The organism is Bacillus sp. ILBB4 (assembly GCF_035064545.1).
Lineage (GTDB): Bacteria > Bacillota > Bacilli > Bacillales > Bacillaceae_H > Priestia.
Genome location: NZ_JAIQVD010000001.1, coordinates 549,784 through 568,858 on the forward strand (window position 1 = coordinate 549,784; position 19,075 = coordinate 568,858).

Sequence of the window (19,075 nt, forward strand, 5' to 3'; positions counted from 1 at the left end):
AAGGGGGTTTTATTATATAGATCTAGTTTAGTTCATCCACGAAGGGTCTGAAGGATTTTCACGCCATTTAAATAGTTTGTCCATAGCTTCTTCTTCAATGTATCCCGCTTCGTTTGCCGCTTCTACTAGCGTAGAGTAGTCTGTTAGCGAATAAACTTGAAGTTCTTTTTCTTTAAACAGCTGACGCGCTTTTTCCAGCTCATATGTAAAGATAGACACAACTCCCAGCACTTCACACCCCTGCGCTTTTAATGCATCGACTGCGGTAAACACACTTCCGCCAGTTGAAATCAAATCTTCAATCACAACAACTTTTTGACCTTTTGTTACTTTTCCTTCGATCTGATTTCCTTGGCCATGTTCTTTTGCTTTGCTTCGCACATAGCACATTGGAAGCTCTAGCGCTTCACTTACCCATGCTGCATGAGGGATACCAGCTGTAGCGGTACCAGCAATCACTTCTGCATTGGCAAAATACGTTTTAATTAAATGCTGCAGACCTTTTGCAATTTCTTTTCGCACTTTCGGGTAGCTAAGCGTTAGACGGTTGTCACAATAAATAGGCGACTTAATTCCAGAGGCCCACGTAAACGGCTCGTTTGGTTGAAGGCTTACTGCCTCAATATCAATTAATTGTTTAGCAATTTCTTTTCGTAGTTTTGTCATCGCGTAATACGCTCCCCTTTCCACTGCTGTAACATCTCATAATATGCTTTAAGCGGGTCTTTTGCTTTAGTAATAGAACGTCCAACGACAATGGCACTTGAGCCATATTCTCTCGCTAGCTGAGGTGTTGCCACACGGACTTGGTCATCTACTGAATCTGTGCCCATACGAATACCCGGCGTTACGGTCAAAAAGTCTTCTCCTGCTGCTTTTCGAATCGAAGGCACTTCATGAGTAGAACATACAACGCCGTCAAGTCCACTTTTTTTAGCAAGTGCTGCATAATGCGTAACCACTTCTTGCATCGAATGTGTAATGAGCTGCTGCTCTTTTAGCATTTCATCAGATGTACTCGTTAGCTGAGTAACCGCAATACAATCCGGGCGCTTTTTGCCGGCAGCGGTTCCTAAGTCAAGTCCTTCAACGGCTGCTTGCATCATGTTCATTCCGCCCGCTGCGTGAACGTTAACCAAATCCACTTCAAGAGAAGCTAAAGACTTCATCCCTTGCTTTACCGTATTGGGAATATCATGAAGCTTTAAGTCTAAAAAGATTTGGTGGTTTTGCTCTTTTAATGCAGAAATAATGGATAACCCTTCTTTATAAAACAGTTCCATGCCTACTTTCACAAATAATGACTCTTGTTGAAAAGGCATTAAAAACTGCTGTACATCGTTAATTGATGAAAAATCAAGAGCAATGATTAACGGTTGCTTCACGCTTTTTCCAGCTCCTTCCGATACATTCTGAAACATGCTCGTATCCTAATGATGTTAATAGCCTTGGCAGTTCGTCAATGATGGTTGGGCATACATATGGGTCAACAAAGTTTGCTGTACCAACCGCCACTGCACTTGCACCTGCATATAGGAACTCGAGTGCATCTTCAGCAGTCGTCACTCCGCCCATACCGATAATTGGAATGTTCACTTTTTGGCTCACTTCATATACCATTCGAATCGCTACCGGTTTAATTGATGGGCCTGACAGTCCGCCTGTGCCGTTCGCTAAAACCGGCTGAGCTGTTTTCAAATCCAGACGCATCCCGAGAAGCGTATTGATCATCGTTAAGCCATCCGCACCAGCTTCTTCAACAGCCATCGCCATGTCTACAATATTGGATACGTTTGGTGATAGTTTAACATAAACTGGAACATTTGAAACATCTTTTACTGCTTTCGTTAAACGAGCAGCAATGACAGGATCTACGCCAAACGCAATTCCGCCTTCTTTTACGTTAGGACATGAAATATTCAATTCAAGTGCTTTTACATTTGATACGGTTGAAATTTCTTTTGCCACGTGCACATATTCTTCAATTGAAGCACCGGCTACGTTCGCGATAATCGGCACATCATATTGCTGAAGCCAAACGAGCTCTTCATTCATTACTTTTTCTAAGCCAGGATTTTGTAATCCGATTGCATTTAACATTCCTGCAGATGTTTCCGCTACGCGAGGAGTTGGATTGCCAAAACGAGTTTCAGCAGTAGTCGCTTTAATCATAATGGCTCCAAGTGCATCAAGTGAATAAAATTGAGCATACTCACGTCCAAATCCAAAACAGCCGGATGCTGGCATAATTGGATTTTTCAAATCTAATCCTGGCAATGTCGTTTTTAGCATGCTCATAGAAGCACCTCCCCTGCTTGAAAGACGGGACCGTCGCTGCAGATTTTTTTATACGCCGTAGAATCTTCACTTTCTCTGCATACACATGCAAAACAAGCGCCGATTCCACAACCCATTCTTTCTTCTAAAGAAATGTAAAGCGGCTTGTTTGTATAATTATTTTCTAGTGCTTTCAACATCGGAGTTGGACCGCATGAAAACATAACATCATATGAAAACTGCTGCTCGTCAATCACCGTTGTGACAAAACCTTTTGTTCCGTAAGAGCCGTCTACCGTTGCAATATATGTTTCTCCTAAAGCTAAAAACTCTCGCTCATAAAATACGTCTGCTTTTGATTGAAAGCCTAAGACGTGAATAACCTGCACGCCTTTTTCACGAAGTCTTTTTGAAAGCTCATAGAGCGGAGGCACTCCAATGCCTCCCCCTACTAATAAAGCGGTTTGACCTGCCTCTATGGTATCTAATGGAAAACCGTGGCCAAGCGGACCTAACACGTCAATCGACTGTCCGGCTTGCTTTTCGGCAAGCAGCGATGTTCCCGCCCCTTCTGCACGGTAAATCATCGTAAATTGTTCGTGCGTTTGGTCAATTTCTGCAATACTGATTGGTCTGCGAAGCAGTGGCAAATAGTCGTTGTTGACGCGGATATGCACAAACTGCCCCGGCTCATTCATGAAACGAACAAGCTCGCCTTGAAGGGTTAATTCATATACATTGTGTGTTAACGGTCGCTGACTGACGACTTGCATCATTTCATGTTTGATCATACGGTTGTCACCTCTTTAGTTGGACGAACTTTTTTCATTGGTGTTGTATGGAAGCTGATCGTTTCAAGCACTCGTAAAATCGCTTCTGCTGTATCAAGTGATGTTAAGCAAGGTACACCATTTTCAACTGCTTCACGGCGAATTTTAAATCCGTCACGCGCAGGCTGTTTTCCTTTTGTTAGCGTGTTGATGACAAGCTGCGCCTCACCTTTTCGTATCACATCTAAAAGATTGTGATCTTCATGATGAATTTTATTTACTACTTTTACGCGAATGTCTTCTTTTGTAAACGTTGAAGCTGTTCCTTCCGTTGCAATCACCTGGTAGCCAATGTTAGCAAAACGCTTCGCTAGCGCTGTTGCCTCTTCTTTATCTTTATCCGCTACTGTCATAAGTACTGAACCGTACGGCTTAATGGACATACCTGACGCAATTAGTCCTTTATATAATGCTTTTTCGTACGTTGAATCTTGCCCCATTACTTCTCCAGTAGATTTCATTTCAGGTCCAAGCGTAATATCTACGCGACGCAGCTTTGCAAATGAGAAGACCGGCACTTTTACGTAGACACCTTCTTCTTCAGGGTGCATGCCTGATTCATAACCAAGCTCTCGCAAACTTGTTCCTAAAATAACTTTTGTTGCCACATTCGCCATCGGAATACGCGTAATTTTACTTAAGAACGGCACCGTACGGCTTGAACGAGGATTTACTTCAAGAACAAACACTTCTCCTTTTGATAAGACGAACTGAATGTTGAGCAGTCCAATAATGTTTAAGCCTTTTGCAATACGTGTTGTGTAATCAATGATTGTATCTTTTACATCCTGTGACAGAGTTTGCGGTGGATATACAGCAATGGAGTCACCTGAGTGTACACCCGCGCGCTCTACATGTTCCATAATCCCTGGAATAACCACTGTTTCACCGTCTGAAATGGCATCGACTTCAATTTCTTTTCCAGTTAAGTAGCGGTCGATTAACACAGGGTGATCAGCGTGTACTTTTACCGCGTGTTTCATATAGTGAAGCAGTTCTTCTTCTTTATACACAATTTCCATTGCGCGTCCGCCTAGTACATATGAAGGTCGTACAAGCACCGGATAACCAATTTCTTTTGCCACAACTACTGCTTCTTCTACGGATGTGACCGTCTTTCCAAGAGGCTGAGGTACTTCTAAACGCGCTAGCGTCGCTTCGAATTTTTTACGGTCTTCCGCTGCATCTAAGCTTTCAAGCGACGTTCCTAAAATCTTGACCCCTCTTGCTTCTAGCTCGTCTGCTAAGTTGATTGCTGTTTGACCACCGAACTGTACGACCACACCTTCTGGTTTTTCTAAATCAATGATATGCATCACATCTTCAATCGTCAGCGGCTCGAAGTATAATTTATCTGAAATACTGAAGTCAGTTGATACTGTTTCTGGATTGTTATTGACAATAATCGCCTCGTATCCAGCTTCTTTAATCGCCCACACGGAGTGAACTGTTGCATAGTCAAACTCAATTCCTTGCCCGATGCGGATTGGACCTGACCCTAACACTACAACGCTTTTACGATCTGTAACAATCGATTCGTTTTCATCTTCAAATGTACCGTAGAAATATGGTGTTGTAGATTCAAATTCAGCTGCACATGTATCTACTGTTTTGTACACTGGCATCACGCCATTTTGTTTGCGGAAGTTATATACTTCACGCTCTGTTTGATTCCATAGCTTAGCAATCGTACAGTCTGCAAATCCCATTTCTTTTGCTTCCTGTAAAACTTCTACGTTATGAATCTCTTCTTTTAACACATTTTCAAAAGCAATCACTTTTTCAAGTTTTACTAAGAAGAAGAGATCGATTTTGCTCCACTCGTGAATTTGCTGAATCGTTATGCCGCGGCGAATCGCTTCTGCGATGTAGAATAATCGCTCATCACCAGCTTTGCGAATACGTTTTTCAATAATTGCATCATCAAATTCATGCGCATCTTTCAGCTCTAAGTGATGAACGTTTGACTCTAGTGAGCGTACGGCTTTTAAAATTGACTCTTCGAACGTGCGGCCAATTGCCATTACTTCACCTGTTGCTTTCATCTGTGTACCGAGTTTACGGTTAGCTGATTCAAATTTATCAAACGGCCAGCGTGGAATTTTAGATACGATGTAATCTAGTGCCGGTTCGAAACATGCGTATGTCTTCCCAGTTACCGGGTTCATCATTTCATCTAATGTTAAGCCTACCGCAATTTTTGCTGCTAATTTTGCAATTGGATACCCTGTTGCTTTTGATGCTAAAGCCGATGAGCGGCTTACACGAGGGTTTACTTCAATTACGTAATACTGGAAGCTTTCTGGGTCTAGTGCTAGCTGAACGTTACATCCGCCTTCGATTTTAAGCGCTCGGATAATTGTTAGTGAAGCATTTCTAAGCAGCTGATACTCACGGTCGCTTAGCGTTTGGCTTGGTGCTACAACAATTGAATCTCCCGTATGAATACCGACCGGATCAAAGTTTTCCATATTACATACTACGATGGCATTATCGTTTGCATCGCGCATTACTTCATATTCAATTTCTTTAAAGCCTGCAATGCTTTTCTCAAGTAAGCACTGTGTTACAGGACTGTGTTTTAATCCACTTGTTACAATTTCAATCAACTCTTGCTCGTTGTTACAAATTCCGCCTCCCGTACCGCCAAGCGTATAAGCAGGACGCACGATTACCGGATAGTTTACTTGTTCAACAAACGCATAAGCTTCGTCTAACGAATGAATGATTTCACTTGCTGGGACAGGCTGATTTAGTTCATTCATTAGTGAACGGAACTGCTCACGGTCTTCAGCTTGTTCAATCGCCGATAATTTTGTCCCGAGAATTTCTACATTAAATTCTTCTAAAATACCCGTTTCGTGTAATTCTACCGCTAAGTTCAGTCCCGTTTGACCGCCAAGCGTTGGAAGCAGTGCATCAGGGCGTTCTTTACGAATAATTGAGCTTACAAATTCAACCGTTAGAGGTTCAATATATACTTTATCTGCCATTTCTGAGTCTGTCATGATTGTTGCAGGATTGGAGTTCACAAGAATAACTTTGTATCCTTCTTCTTTTAGCGCAATACACGCTTGCGCTCCTGCATAGTCAAACTCTGCCGCCTGTCCGATGACGATTGGTCCTGATCCGATTACGAGAATTGTGTTAATATCTTGACGTTTTGGCATTAGCAATTACCTACTTTCTGATTGTTTTTCATAAGATCCATAAATTCGTTGAACAATCCGTTTGCATCTTCAGGTCCCGGTGATGCTTCAGGGTGATATTGAACCGTAAATGCCGGATATTCTTTATGCTTTACTCCTTCAACTGTTCCATCGTTAAGCGCAACGTGCGTCACTTCTAATGGCGTGTTGACAAGAGATGGCTCACATACTGTATAGCCGTGGTTTTGAGATGTAAGAGCTACTTTATTGGTTTTTAGATCCTTTACAGGATGGTTGGATCCACGATGACCAAATTTCATTTTTTCTGTATCTGCTCCGCATGCTAGCGCAAACAGCTGATGTCCTAAACAAATTCCGAAAAGAGGAACCTTTCCTAAAACCCCTTGAATCATCTCGATTGCTTCAGGTACGTCTTTTGGGTCTCCAGGTCCGTTGCTCAACATGATGCCATCTGGATTTAATTGAAGAATTTCTTGCGCAGTTACGTTATAAGGAACCACAATCACGTCGCATTGACGAGCTGTTAATTCGCGTAAAATTCCGTGTTTCATTCCAAAGTCAACGAGTACCACTTTTTTACCTCTGCCTGGGCTTGGGTAAGGCTTCACTGTTGATACTTTTTTAACTGAGTCAGTCGGAAGTTCATGATTTTGAAGCTGTGATACCACTTCTTCTACATTGACTTCCATGTTGCACACGCGTCCGCGAAGCGCACCGTGCTGACGAATTCTTCTCGTTAATTTTCTTGTGTCGATTCCAGCTAATCCTGGAATATCTTTTTGTTTTAAAAATTCATCTACTGATAGTTCGCTTCTGAAGTTTGAAGGAGCATCACAAATTTCTTTTACAATCAAACCGTGTACAGCTGGTTCAATCGACTCAAAGTCATCGCGGTTAATACCGTAGTTTCCGATTAAAGGATATGTTAATGTCACAATTTGTGCACAGTATGATGGATCAGATAGAATTTCTTGATATCCTGTCATTCCCGTGTTGAAAACAACTTCTCCTGTCATTTCTTTGTCGCTGCCGAATCCTTTTCCGATAAATACTGTTCCATCTTCTAAAATTAGTTGACGTTGCATGCTTTAACATCCTCCCATACTCGTTTACCTTCTACTAATGTCATTACCGGCCAACCTTTGCATACCCAGTTAGCAAACGGCGTATTTTTACCTTTTGATACAAATTCTTCTGGATTAATTGCTTTTTCTGTTTCAAGATCAATGATAGTTAAATCTGCTGGTTTCCCTACTTCGATGGTGCCATAAGGAAGGTTGAACGTGTCAGCAGGCTTGTTTGTTAAATATGATACTAGCTGCTCTAGCGTCATTACTTCTTTTAATACCAAGTTTGTATAAAGAAGCGGGAAAGCTGTTTCAAGTCCCACAATCCCAAACGGCGCAAGCTCCATGCCTGCTGATTTTTCGTCCGCTGTGTGCGGTGCATGATCAGTGGCGATAAAATCAAGCGTTCCGTCTAATAAAGCTTCAATTAATGCCTGTTGATCATCTTTTCCTCGAAGCGGCGGATTCATTTTAAAGTTTGAATCAAGCCCAGGGATGTCTTCCTCATTTAGCAGTAAATGATGAGGCGTTACTTCTGCGGTTACGCGAGTTCCTGCTTTTTTTGCATCCCGAATGGCGCGAATGGATTCTTTTGTACTTACGTGACACACATGGTAGTGACAGTTTGCTGCTTCAGCAAGCAGTACATCTCGTGCAATTTGAACGGCTTCACAGATAGAAGGGATACCGTTTAGTCCATGTTCTTTTGCAAATTTTCCGTCGTGGACGCAGCCTTTGTTGATTAAATCATTATCTTCACAGTGTGCAACGATTGCTTTATTTAATGAAGCGGCTTTTTTCATCGCTTTCAGCATCATTCCTGTTGACTGAACGCCTACTCCATCATCTGTAAAAGCAAATGCGCCCGCTTCTTTTAAGCCTTCAAAGTCCGTTAGTTCTTTTCCTAATTGGCGAGTGGTAATCGATGCGTATGGTAATACGCGAACATGTGCTGTTTCTTCAATACGCTTGTTTACCCACTCCATTTGTTCAACAGTATCCGGAACTGGACGCGTGTTTGGCATTGCAGCAATTGCTGTAAAACCGCCCTTTGCCGCTGCTAGAGTACCCGTTTCAATCGTTTCTTTCTTTTCTCCCCCTGGCTCCCGCAAGTGAACGTGGACATCGATTAAACCCGGTGATAAGAAGTTCCCGCCTGCATCAATGACTTCTTCATTCTCTACGTCGATGTGTGAAGCTATTTCAGCAATTACACCATTTTCAATTTTCAGTTCGACTTTTTCAATTTTTCCTTCATTTAACCATGTAGCATTTTTGATAATTGTTGTCATTATTAAGTCCCCTTTCAATTGGTTGTAGCGCTCTTGCTAATACTGCCATGCGAATGTACACGCCATTTTGCATTTGTTTAAAAATTCTTGATCGTTCACATTCAACGAGCTCATCTGCAATTTCGACTCCTCTGTTTACAGGAGCTGGATGAAGGATAATGCTATGTGATTTCATTTTCCGCTCTCGTTCAACGGTTAATCCGAAGCGGCTGTGGTAGTTCTGTGCAAGCTCTGAAGTGTTCTCTTCGTGCCTTTCAAATTGAATACGCAGCAGCATCACAACATCGACCGTTTCGATTGCTTCATCGATATCAAGATATGTACCGTGTCTGTTCTCTTCATCTTTCCATTCTTCAGGTCCCGCAAAATATACGGTCGCCCCTAGTTTTGTCAGCATTTCAGCATTCGATCTCGCTACGCGGCTATGTCGCAAATCTCCGACTATTGCGACTTTTAATCCTTTAAACGAGCCGAACTCTTGGCGAATCGTCAGTAGATCAAGCAGACACTGAGTTGGATGCTGACCGCATCCGTCTCCTGCATTAATGATGGGAATCGATACTTTTTCCTGCAGTACTTCATAATAACGATCTTGCGGGTGGCGAATAACAACTGACTGAACGCCGATTGAAGCTAATGTTTCAATCGTGTCATAAAGCGTTTCTCCTTTTTGGACGCTTGAAGTTGTTACTTCAAACGGAATTGTTGTTAATCCTAGCTGCTGTTCTGCCATTTCAAAGCTGCATCGAGTACGCGTGCTCGCTTCAAAAAATAAGTTGGCAACAAACATTTTCTCTTCCGGTTTCCATCCTTGTTTATTCGTTCGATAGTTTTCAGCGCTGTCTAAAATCTCTAGAATTTCATTTGTTTCTAGTGTTGAGACTGTCACTAAATGTTTCATATCGATTCCCTCCATTTTTGCTTTCCTCGCATTTCTTTATAAAAAACACCCTTTCTAACTTAGAAAGGGTGTAAGAAAACAAGCTTCGTCTATAACGCGCTTTTCACACACCCTTAGAAACCTCTCTGGATTTCAATTAAAAGGCGTTCTATGAAATTTTTCGTGCTGACGTTTGTTGAACGTTTTCTGCTTCTTTTATCTTCTCTTTCGGCAGAACTAGATTCAGCAGAACTCCCATGATAGCAGACAGTGCCATGCTATCAATCTTTACATGTTCTGAGATATCTAAGTGTGCTCCTCCGATTCCTAACACTAAGATAATCGAAGCAATCATTAAGTTTCGTTTTGATCCAAGGTCTACCTTTGCATCCACCATCATGCGCAAGCCTGATGAAGCAATGATTCCGAATAAGAGAATTGAAATCCCGCCCATGACCGGCGTTGGTATACTTGAAATAAGAGCGTTGATTTTGCCGACAAACCCGAACAAAATCGCGAAGACTGCTGCTCCTGCTATCACAAATACGCTAAGCACCTTTGTGATGGCTAACACTCCGATGTTCTCACCGTATGTTGTATTTGGCGGTCCGCCGATCAGCGCAGCAAGCATAGTTGCTACTCCGTCTCCTAAAATCGATCTGTGCAGCCCTGGCTTTTCAATATAGTTTCGATCCACAATCTTATTTAAGACGAGAATGTGTCCGATATGTTCTGAGAGTGTTACGACTGCTACAGGTACCATGATAAGCACAATCCCTAATGAAATGGACGGCGTGTATGTGACGAACGGCACGTAGAAGTGAGGTACTTCAATCCACTCTGCTTTCACTACCTTTGAAAAGTCTACCAATCCTTGTGTATAAGCGAAGATGTATCCGCCGATAATTCCCATCAGTACCGGAATCAGACTGATAATATTTTTAAAGAAGATTGAGCAAGCAACTGTTATCGCTAGTGTCACAAGGGCAACCATCAGGTAAGTTAAGCTGTAATTTCCTTTTGCATCGTTCATAGCCATGCCTACTGCTGTATTAGCTAGTCCTAAGCCTATAACCATAATAACTGGTCCTACTACAACCGGAGGAAGCAGCTTCATAATCCAATTAATTCCTGTTCCTTTTATAATCAAAGCAACAATTCCATAAACAAGTCCGGCTAAGAAACAGCCAACCATCGTTTCTTCAGGTCCAAACGAAGCTTTTGCGAAAATGATTGGCGTGATGAACGCGAACGATGAACCAAGATAAGAAGGAATTTGACCTCTTGTAATGAGCAGGAAAGCAAGAGTTCCTACCCCGCTTGAAATCAAAGCAATTGCCGGGCTGAACCCGACTAGGAACGGCACTAACACCGTCGACCCAAACATTGCAAACAAATGCTGTAGACTCAATGTTAACCAATTTACTGCTTTTGGTTTATCATGTATATCAAGTACAAAATCTCGTTGTTGACTCATATGTTTTTCCTCCTATCACTATTAAAAAACCTCTTTACGCAGAGGCAAAGAGGTTTTCAGCATACAAGAAAGACGCTATACCGCAGTATAGTTTTCCTTGTATAGTGACCCCCCTTTTGCAGCCTCACGGGACTACCATTTAAAAGGGTATATAATTTATTTTTCGTAAATAGACACGTGGTCTTTTTCGTCTACTTCCATTAAATGCACCGCAATTTTTTCACTTTTAGCTGTCGGTACGTTTTTGCCAACATAGTCTGCTCGAATCGGCAGCTCGCGGTGCCCTCTATCCACTAAAACAGCCAGCTGAATGAGTTCAGGTCGGCCGATATCAATCAGTGCATCAAGTGCTGCTCGAACCGTACGACCCGTATATAACACATCGTCTACTAAGATGACGTTCTTATTTGCAATATCTGTCGGAATATCTGATCCTTTTACGAGAGGCTCATCATTGCTTGTCACTTTCGATAAATCATCTCGGTAAAGCGTGATGTCTAGTTCTCCGACTGGCAATGTATTTCCTTCAATTTGTGCAATTCGTTCTGCTAAACGTTTTGCGATATAAATACCTCGCGTTTTAATCCCCACTAGCACACAATTTTCGATTCCTTTATTCTTTTCAATAATCTCATGTGCAATTCGAGTTAAAGCGCGGCGAATAGCCTGTTCGTCAAGTACGGTAGCTTTTACGTTCACTGTTTTTCACCTCAGGTTGTTGACATAAAAAAATCCTCTTGCCTTGAGGCAAGAGGATTTGGTTTTAGACATATTTCTTCAAAAAGGCTATAAGTATGCCTTTTCTGCACCGTTTCCTTCTCAGCCTCTCTGGACTGTTCTTAAAGGTTCTTATTAAGTTAATACAAGTATGCCATCACTTATGGCAGTTGTCAACTTCTTTTTTCAATAAGCTCTAGCATCTCATTAAACTCTTTTGGAGCCGGTGCTTCAAATTCCATATATTCATTTGTACGAGGGTGAATAAAGCCTAATACGCCTGCATGAAGCGCTTGTCCGTCAATCGGAAGCGTTTTTTTCGGTCCGTACTTCGGATCCCCGGCAAGCGGAAAGCCAATATACTTCATATGAACGCGAATTTGATGTGTTCGCCCCGTTTCTAGCTTACATTCGACCAGTGAAAAATCTTTAAAACGCTGCAATACAGTAAAGTGCGTCACTGCATCACGACTGTTTTCATCAGTCACCGTCATGCTTTGACGATCTTGCTTATCTCGGCCGATTGGCGCATCAATTGTACCGTGATCGTGCGCAATTACTCCGTGAACGATAGCTTTATAACGACGCGTCACTGTTTTAGCTACAAGCTGACTAACTAATGATTCATGGGCTAAATCATTTTTTGCAACCATAAGTAAACCGGATGTATCTTTATCAATTCGATGAACGATACCAGGGCGCATAACGCCGTTAATACCGGATAAATCTTTACAGTGAGCCATTAGGCCGTTTACAAGCGTGCCGCTATGATGACCAGGAGCTGGATGTACAACCATGCCGCGAGGTTTATTTACAACAAGCACATCTTGATCTTCATAATAAATATCTAAATCCATTTCTTCCGCTACCACATCAAGCTCTTCTAGTTCCGGCACTTCAATAATAATAGCGTCTCCTGTTTTACATTTATAGTTTCCTTTGACGGTTTTATCGTTCACTTTTGCGTGACCTTCTTTAATCCACTGCTGCACTTGTGAACGTGACCATTCTGCATTTACAGTCGAAAGTACTTTATCAATACGTTCTCCTGCTTGTTCTTCATTTATAACTGTTTCAATTACATTCATTCTTTGTGCTCCTTCTTCATTTTCCCTTCAAACAGCGTCATAATAAACATGATGATTACTCCGACGACAAGTGCCGAATCAGCTACGTTAAAAATCGGAAAATCATACGTAAAGATGTATGTATTTACGAAATCAACTACTTCTTTACGGACCACTCGATCAATAAAGTTTCCAATGGCGCCGCCTAACATTAATGCTAGCGCAATACCGAACCATTTATCTTGTTTTTTGAGCTTTTGAATATAAATTATTAAACCGATTACCACAACCACCGTAATGAGATAAAAGAACCACATCTGTCCTTGTAAAATCCCCCACGCGGCTCCTCTGTTACGATGAGAGGTAATGTAAAGAAAGTTTTCAATTACGGTGATGCTTTGTCCATAATACATTTCTTTTACAATCATCCATTTTGTTACCTGATCAATAAGTATAACAGCTAAAGCGATAAGATAATAAAACACAAACGTTTTCCTCCCGCAATAAAATCAAACGAATCCATACTAAAGCATTTTAGCACATAATTCATTTTTTTTCTCGCTTCTCACCATAAAACAAATAAATCTTCGTTTGTGCGGGCCGTCGGCATTACTTTTAATTTATGAATAGACATCACTTCGCCAGTTAGTTCATCAATTCCGAACGCACCAACGTCAAGCTTTGCTAACGCGTGTTCTACATCTTTTAAATCTGCTTTAATCATTTCTATTACATAACGTTCCTTTTCATCTATATAACCAGATTGTTCTGTAGCATATCTCACTAGGCGATCTTGTAATTCTTCTTTAATAAGAGCTAATTCCTGTCCAATGGAAAGATAATTTTCATACATGCAAACGCCTCCTGTGCTGATAAGATGAAGTATTAATGATGTTAGGTTTACCGAGTTTTCCATCGAATCTACAACACAAGTTTTTCCTAAGGCTTTAAATGCTTTATACCATTGTATTTGGGAATTTCGTACAGCAAAAAACACGCCCAAAAAGGACGTGTTTTTGTTAATTACTGCTGAACGTAGTGATTTTTCACAACATCCGCACAGCGTGTACATAAAGTCGGGTGATCTTGATCTTCGCCAACTGTTGGTGATACAACCCAGCAGCGCTCACACTTCTCACCTTCTGCTTTACTTACAACAATTGAAGCATAGCTGAATTTTTGTGCTTCAGCAGGTGCTTCACCTTCCGCTACCTCAAGATCTGAAACGATGAAGAGTTGACCTACATTTTCAGAAATAGATGCTAACAGTTCTTTCGTATCTGCTGTTGGATACAGCGTTAATTTTGCTTCTAAAGACTTACCGATTACTTTTTCATTACGAGCTTGTTCTAGCGCTTTTAATACTTCATCACGAAGCCCCATGAATGCATCCCATTTTTCTACTAATTGATCTGCTCCTTCGATTTCTTGAACCTCTGGCATATCAACTAGCTGCACGCTTTCTTCCGTTACATTTGGAATGTGAACCCATACTTCGTCTGCTGTATGAGAAAGAATTGGAGACACTAATTTCGTTAACGATAATAACGTTTCATAAAGGACCGTTTGAATGCTGCGACGCTCTACATTATTTTCTGCTTCGATGTACAATACATCTTTTGCAAAGTCTAAGTAGAATGAACTCATATCAATTGTACAGAAATTATGCACTGCGTGATAAATGCTTGAGAATTCATATGAATCATAAGATTTTTTCACTTTATCAATTAATTTGTTCAGCTTCACAAGCATGTAGCGGTCTACTTCACGAAGGTCTTCAACGGCTACAGCATCAGTTGTTGGATTAAAGTCCGCTAAGTTTCCTAGTAAGAAACGGAACGTGTTGCGGATTTTACGATATACTTCTGCTACTTGTTTTAAAATGTTATCAGATACACGAACATCAGCTTGGTAATCTACAGAAGCTACCCATAAACGTAAAATATCTGCACCTAGTTGTTTCATTACTTTTTCTGGAATTACAACGTTTCCTAATGACTTACTCATTTTGCGACCTTCACCGTCTAAAGCAAACCCGTGGCTAAGTACCCCTTTATAAGGTGCTTCACCCGTTACAGCTACACTTGTAGAAAGACTTGAATTAAACCAGCCGCGGTATTGGTCAGAACCTTCTAAATACAAATCAGCCGGACGCTGTAAGTCTTCACGCTCTTCAAGAACAGCTTGATGTGAAGAGCCAGAGTCAAACCATACGTCCATGATGTCTGTTTCTTTTGTGAAGCGGCCATTTGGGCTTCCTTCATGAGTAAAGCCTTCTGGAAGCAAGTCTTTTGCTTCACGCTCAAACCATACGTTTGATCCATGCTCTCTAAATAGATTTGATACGTGTTCGATTGTTTCATCCGTAATGATTGGCTCATCATTTTCAGCATAAAATACCGGAATCGGAACGCCCCATGCACGTTGACGAGAAATACACCAGTCTCCGCGGTCACGCACCATGTTATAAAGTCGCGTTTCACCCCAAGTAGGCACCCATTTTGTTTTTTCTACTGCTTTTAATAAATCTTCACGGAAATCTTTAATAGACGCAAACCACTGTGCCGTTGCACGGAAAATTGTTGGTTTCTTTGTACGCCAGTCATGTGGGTATGAGTGGGTAATGAAACTTAATTTTAACAGCGCGCCTTCTTCTTCTAGTTTGTCTGTAATCGGCTTGTTCGCTTTATCATAGAATAATCCTTCAAATCCTGGCGCCTCATTCGTCATGTGACCCTTACTGTCGACTGGACAAAGAACTTCCAAACCGTATTTTTGACCAACGATAAAGTCGTCTTCCCCGTGTCCCGGTGCTGTATGAACACACCCAGTACCAGCATCAGTTGTTACGTGATCGCCAAGAACAACTAAAGAATCGCGCTTGTAGATTGGATGCTCAGCTACTACACGCTCAAGTTCTGAACCTTTTACCGTACGAAGCGTCTTATAGTCAGCCCATTCAATTTCTTTAGCAACTGTTTCAATCAGTTCAGTTGCCACTACATATTTCGCTCCATCTGCTTCAACTACGCTGTACTGAAGCTCAGGATTGACAGCAATCCCTTGGTTAGCTGGCATTGTCCATGGTGTTGTCGTCCAAATGATGAATTTTTCATCTTGTTCAAGCACACCTTTACCATCTTTTACGTTAAACGCTACGTAAATAGAAGCTGAACGCTTATCATAGTATTCGATTTCCGCCTCTGCTAAAGCAGACTCACTTGAAGGGGACCAGTACACAGGTTTTAACCCTTTGTAGATGTAGCCTTTTTTCGCCATGTCACCAAACACTTTGATTTGCTGCGCTTCGTACTGTGGCTGAAGCGTTACATATGGATTATCCCAATCTCCGCGTACGCCTAAACGCTTGAACTGCTCACGCTGGCCGTTTACTTGTTCCCAAGCATACTGTTCACAAAGCTTACGGAACTCAGCTACCGTCATTTCTTTGCGGTTTACTTTTTTATTTTTTGTTAAAGCTGTTTCAATTGGCAAACCGTGTGTATCCCAGCCTGGTACATAAGGTGCGCAGAAGCCTGACATCGACTTATAGCGAACGATAAAATCTTTTAAAATTTTATTTAATGCATGTCCCATGTGAATATCGCCATTCGCATATGGAGGTCCATCATGCAGGACAAATAGCGGACGGCCTTCCGTACGTTTTTGTACTTTTTCATAAATATTCATTTCAGCCCACTGTTCTTGCATTTTAGGCTCGCGGTTCGGTAAATTTCCACGCATCGGAAATTCAGTTTTTGGCATCAATAATGTATCTTTATATTCCATGTTTTACCCTCCAAAAAAAACGTAAATTTCATATCTTTTTGTACCATAACAAAAAGACCTCCTCATCCCAAAAAGGGACGAGAAGGCCTCCCGCGGTACCACCCTAGTAGATTTGCTGCACGCAAATCCTCTTTGCATTCGTAACGTGAATAAACCGCCACTGCTTACTATCATCAGTTCAGCAATGGTACTCTAGGGTGATTTTCACTTTTTTGTTTGTTATCGAGCTCACACCATCCTCGATTCGCTTTGACAAACTAAAAAAGCTACTGTCCCTGTCTCCGTACTGTTAGATATGAAATTTCATCTGTTACCAAATTATATGACAACAAAACGTGAGAAGTCAAGATGATGTCTTGACTAGTCAATTTTTTCTTCTAGCGCTGGCATCTCATAATCCATCAACTGATCCCAGTCGTCGCTGTTTAACATTTCAAGCTGTGCTTCGATTAACATTTTGAAACGTGTTCTAAATACTTTAGACTGCTTTTTCGTCTCCTCAATGTCCATCGCAATTTTACGAGACTTAGACAGTGCTTCATTAATAATACGGTCCGCATTTTTTTCTGCTTCTTTTATAATGAGCTTCGCTTCTTTTTCAGCGTTTCGCTTCACATCTTCCGCTGCTTCTTGAGCAATTAAAATTGATTTATTTAACGTTTCTTCGATGTTAGTAAAATGTCCAAGACGATCTGTTAATTCAGATACTCTTCCTTCTAACTCCTTTTTATCACGCATTACCAGCTCATAGTCTTTAATTACTTGGTCAAGAAACTCATTTACTTCATCTTCATCATATCCGCGAAATCCGCGATTAAACTCTTTGTTATGAATATCCAAAGGGGTTAAAGGCATCTAGGCCACCTCCGTGTTGTCTCATTACGTCATTAGTAATGGTTTATTCGACATAATTTTAAAATTTCCTGCTAGTAGATTTCTTTATTTCTGCTTTCCTACAACAATTCGCCATTTTTCTTTTTTTGTTTTACCTTCAAGTGAAACGATACGACTTCTGCCGTGACCACGAAGTGACAAAATATCACCTTCATGACATTCAAAAGAAGGCTGTTCAATGACTTTAAAATTTACTTTTACCGCTCCATTTGCAATAAACGGCTGGACTTTTTGTCTTGATAAATTGTGAATGGTCGACAGCAAAACATCAAGCCTCATTGAAGAAACTGTATAAACGTGTTCAATCAGCTCTTCTTTTACCACATGCAGCTGTTCCCTTTGAATAGAAGAAAGTGAAACTTTGGCTTTTCCAATTGATGTTAAATTCATCTCAATATAAGAAGAAATTTCCTCTGCAGCTACAAGCTGAATATCGTCTCCCGCGACCAAAATATCGCCAAATTTTGAACGGCGCAGTCCTAAGGACATCGCCGAACCAAGAACTTGAGGGTGTTCAATCGCCACAAACTTTTTAGGATAATTGAGCTCGTACATACGCAACTGAAAATCCTCGCTTTCAGGTACATAGTAATCCGGATATAGCAGCGCACGCTTGCGTTCAGCAAACGGTTGTCCACCATCAAATGAAACTTGAACCTCTCCTTCAGTCCCGACAATAGCCGTCACAATCTGCTGCTCTCTTGGATCTAAAAAGTCCGTTAGCTTTGGGCTGTATTGATGTAGGACATCTTCTTTCCACTGAAGAACCTGGTCAATAAATCCATGTTCTTCTTGCCTAAAATGTTCATAAATAGACATATTATTACTCCTACTATTGGTATGTAAAAAAGGAATCCAGCGATTCCTTTTTTAAATAAACCCCACCACATTATTAAGTGAATACACGCCTCTTTCCGCAAACCGCAATAAAAAGATTGCGACAAGAGGTGAAATATCAATCATGCCAATAGGCGGAATGATTTTACGAAAAGGCTCTAAGTAAGGCTCACAAATACTGCCAAGCAGCTGACCAAACTTAGACGCCCTTACATCGGGTACCCAAGACATCAAAATGTAAATAATCAGTGCCCATGAGTAAAGCCCAATTAATTTTCCAAGAATCCCAAAAACGATGTCCAAAAACTACCACCTCTTTACGTTTGTTGTATCATGTTCTCCCATCATATCTGAAATGCTTCCGCTTACGTCTACATTATCAGGTGTACATAAAAAGATGTCGGTTCCAATTTTTTGAATGTCCCCGCCTAAAGCATAAACTGTACCACTTAAAAAGTCGACAATTCTCACTGCTTGATCTCGTTGAATGCGCTGTAAATTCACAACTACGACTTTACGATTTTTTAAATGATCCGTAATTTCTTGTGCTTCGGCATAGACGCGAGGTTCGCAAAGCATCATTTTTGATGATTTTTGAACGCTTTGCAAGCTAATCACGTTTTGCTGCTGATTCGGCTGCTGACTAGCTTTCGCTGGTCTCGACTGCTGTACAGGCTCTTCTACCGACTCTTCTTCTTCGTAATGTTCTTCTACATATTCAGTATCGTCATCAAGAGCAAAAAAACTTCTAAAGCGATTTTTCATACTCATCTTGAAT

At 41.2% G+C, this 19,075-nt stretch carries 18 protein-coding genes and 1 other annotated feature; all 18 genes read right to left on the minus strand.

The genetic code is table 11. The annotated features are described in order from the left end of the window. Positions 1–27: 27 nt before the first annotated feature. The 18 genes from pyrE to LAV82_RS03040 all read right to left on the minus strand — a co-directional run bounded on the left by pyrE (position 28) and on the right by LAV82_RS03040 (position 19,068). Positions 28–666: an orotate phosphoribosyltransferase gene (gene pyrE / locus LAV82_RS02955; protein WP_013058931.1), complete on the minus strand. Its 639-nt coding sequence runs from the start codon at positions 664–666 to the stop codon at positions 28–30. After that, positions 663–1,385 (minus strand): orotidine-5'-phosphate decarboxylase, encoded by a 723-nt coding sequence (gene pyrF, locus LAV82_RS02960; protein WP_013058932.1) that lies wholly within the window; start codon positions 1,383–1,385, stop codon positions 663–665. Before pyrF ends, pyrE begins: the two co-directional genes overlap by 4 nt. Then, positions 1,357–2,298 (minus strand): dihydroorotate dehydrogenase, encoded by a 942-nt coding sequence (locus LAV82_RS02965; RefSeq protein ID WP_013058933.1) that lies wholly within the window; start codon positions 2,296–2,298, stop codon positions 1,357–1,359. The genes pyrF and LAV82_RS02965 overlap by 29 nt, the downstream gene beginning before the upstream one ends. After that, complete coding sequence (locus LAV82_RS02970; RefSeq protein ID WP_013058934.1) at positions 2,295–3,068, minus strand: dihydroorotate dehydrogenase electron transfer subunit; 774 nt, start codon at positions 3,066–3,068, stop codon at positions 2,295–2,297. Before LAV82_RS02970 ends, LAV82_RS02965 begins: the two co-directional genes overlap by 4 nt. After that, a complete protein-coding gene (gene carB / locus LAV82_RS02975; RefSeq protein WP_499715646.1) occupies positions 3,065–6,277 on the minus strand; it encodes a carbamoyl-phosphate synthase large subunit in 3,213 nt (1,070 codons plus the stop codon). The genes LAV82_RS02970 and carB overlap by 4 nt, the downstream gene beginning before the upstream one ends. After that, positions 6,277–7,362, minus strand: a complete 1,086-nt coding sequence (locus tag LAV82_RS02980; RefSeq protein ID WP_499715647.1) for a carbamoyl phosphate synthase small subunit — start codon at positions 7,360–7,362, stop codon at positions 6,277–6,279. The genes carB and LAV82_RS02980 overlap by 1 nt, the downstream gene beginning before the upstream one ends. After that, the gene (gene pyrC / locus LAV82_RS02985) at positions 7,347–8,636 is read right to left on the minus strand and encodes a dihydroorotase (protein WP_499715648.1); all 1,290 of its coding nucleotides are present in this window, start codon (positions 8,634–8,636) and stop codon (positions 7,347–7,349) included. The genes LAV82_RS02980 and pyrC overlap by 16 nt, the downstream gene beginning before the upstream one ends. Further along, complete coding sequence (locus tag LAV82_RS02990; RefSeq protein ID WP_499715649.1) at positions 8,599–9,537, minus strand: aspartate carbamoyltransferase catalytic subunit; 939 nt, start codon at positions 9,535–9,537, stop codon at positions 8,599–8,601. Before LAV82_RS02990 ends, pyrC begins: the two co-directional genes overlap by 38 nt. Positions 9,538–9,685: 148 nt before the next feature. Beyond that, positions 9,686–10,993, minus strand: coding sequence for a uracil-xanthine permease family protein (locus LAV82_RS02995; RefSeq protein ID WP_025750364.1), 1,308 nt, complete (start codon positions 10,991–10,993; stop codon positions 9,686–9,688). Positions 10,994–11,149: 156 nt separating this feature from the next. Continuing rightward, positions 11,150–11,692: a bifunctional pyr operon transcriptional regulator/uracil phosphoribosyltransferase PyrR gene (pyrR, locus tag LAV82_RS03000; protein WP_013058940.1), complete on the minus strand. Its 543-nt coding sequence runs from the start codon at positions 11,690–11,692 to the stop codon at positions 11,150–11,152. Between the two features lie 191 nt (positions 11,693–11,883). After that, positions 11,884–12,798: an RluA family pseudouridine synthase gene (locus LAV82_RS03005; protein ID WP_013058941.1), complete on the minus strand. Its 915-nt coding sequence runs from the start codon at positions 12,796–12,798 to the stop codon at positions 11,884–11,886. Beyond that, on the minus strand, positions 12,795–13,262 hold the full coding sequence (gene lspA, locus LAV82_RS03010; RefSeq protein WP_013058942.1) for a signal peptidase II: 468 nt from the start codon (positions 13,260–13,262) through the stop codon (positions 12,795–12,797). Before lspA ends, LAV82_RS03005 begins: the two co-directional genes overlap by 4 nt. A gap of 80 nt (positions 13,263–13,342) precedes the next feature. Beyond that, positions 13,343–13,630 carry a conjugal transfer protein TraR gene (locus LAV82_RS03015; protein ID WP_013058943.1) on the minus strand — a complete coding sequence of 96 codons (288 nt, stop codon included), beginning with the start codon at positions 13,628–13,630 and terminating at the stop codon, positions 13,343–13,345. A 170-nt stretch (positions 13,631–13,800) separates the two neighbouring features. Then, entirely contained in the window at positions 13,801–16,566 is a 2,766-nt protein-coding gene (gene ileS, locus LAV82_RS03020) for an isoleucine--tRNA ligase (RefSeq protein WP_499715650.1), read from the minus strand. A 70-nt stretch (positions 16,567–16,636) separates the two neighbouring features. After that, positions 16,637–16,857 (minus strand) — a binding site (T-box leader). Between the two features lie 69 nt (positions 16,858–16,926). Further along, positions 16,927–17,421, minus strand: coding sequence for a DivIVA domain-containing protein (locus tag LAV82_RS03025; protein ID WP_013058945.1), 495 nt, complete (start codon positions 17,419–17,421; stop codon positions 16,927–16,929). Positions 17,422–17,505: 84 nt separating this feature from the next. After that, positions 17,506–18,279: a YlmH family RNA-binding protein gene (locus tag LAV82_RS03030; RefSeq protein WP_499715651.1), complete on the minus strand. Its 774-nt coding sequence runs from the start codon at positions 18,277–18,279 to the stop codon at positions 17,506–17,508. 51 nt (positions 18,280–18,330) lie between these two features. Further along, the gene (locus tag LAV82_RS03035) at positions 18,331–18,600 is read right to left on the minus strand and encodes a YggT family protein (protein WP_013058947.1); all 270 of its coding nucleotides are present in this window, start codon (positions 18,598–18,600) and stop codon (positions 18,331–18,333) included. A 3-nt stretch (positions 18,601–18,603) separates the two neighbouring features. Next, positions 18,604–19,068: a cell division protein SepF gene (locus LAV82_RS03040; RefSeq protein ID WP_013058948.1), complete on the minus strand. Its 465-nt coding sequence runs from the start codon at positions 19,066–19,068 to the stop codon at positions 18,604–18,606. Between the last annotated feature and the right edge of the window lie 7 nt (positions 19,069–19,075).

Coding starts and splice junctions, on each gene's coding strand:
- pyrE (WP_013058931.1), bottom strand. CDS start 666: ATGACAAAACTACGAAAAGAAATTGCTAAACAATTAATTGATATTGAG.
- LAV82_RS02965 (WP_013058933.1), bottom strand. CDS start 2,298: ATGAGCATGCTAAAAACGACATTGCCAGGATTAGATTTGAAAAATCCA.
- LAV82_RS02970 (WP_013058934.1), bottom strand. CDS start 3,068: ATGATCAAACATGAAATGATGCAAGTCGTCAGTCAGCGACCGTTAACA.
- carB (WP_499715646.1), bottom strand. CDS start 6,277: ATGCCAAAACGTCAAGATATTAACACAATTCTCGTAATCGGATCAGGA.
- LAV82_RS02980 (WP_499715647.1), bottom strand. CDS start 7,362: ATGCAACGTCAACTAATTTTAGAAGATGGAACAGTATTTATCGGAAAA.
- pyrC (WP_499715648.1), bottom strand. CDS start 8,636: ATGACAACAATTATCAAAAATGCTACATGGTTAAATGAAGGAAAAATT.
- LAV82_RS02990 (WP_499715649.1), bottom strand. CDS start 9,537: ATGAAACATTTAGTGACAGTCTCAACACTAGAAACAAATGAAATTCTA.
- LAV82_RS02995 (WP_025750364.1), bottom strand. CDS start 10,993: ATGAGTCAACAACGAGATTTTGTACTTGATATACATGATAAACCAAAA.
- LAV82_RS03005 (WP_013058941.1), bottom strand. CDS start 12,798: ATGAATGTAATTGAAACAGTTATAAATGAAGAACAAGCAGGAGAACGT.
- LAV82_RS03015 (WP_013058943.1), bottom strand. CDS start 13,630: ATGTATGAAAATTATCTTTCCATTGGACAGGAATTAGCTCTTATTAAA.
- ileS (WP_499715650.1), bottom strand. CDS start 16,566: ATGGAATATAAAGATACATTATTGATGCCAAAAACTGAATTTCCGATG.
- LAV82_RS03025 (WP_013058945.1), bottom strand. CDS start 17,421: ATGCCTTTAACCCCTTTGGATATTCATAACAAAGAGTTTAATCGCGGA.
- LAV82_RS03030 (WP_499715651.1), bottom strand. CDS start 18,279: ATGTCTATTTATGAACATTTTAGGCAAGAAGAACATGGATTTATTGAC.
- LAV82_RS03040 (WP_013058948.1), bottom strand. CDS start 19,068: ATGAGTATGAAAAATCGCTTTAGAAGTTTTTTTGCTCTTGATGACGAT.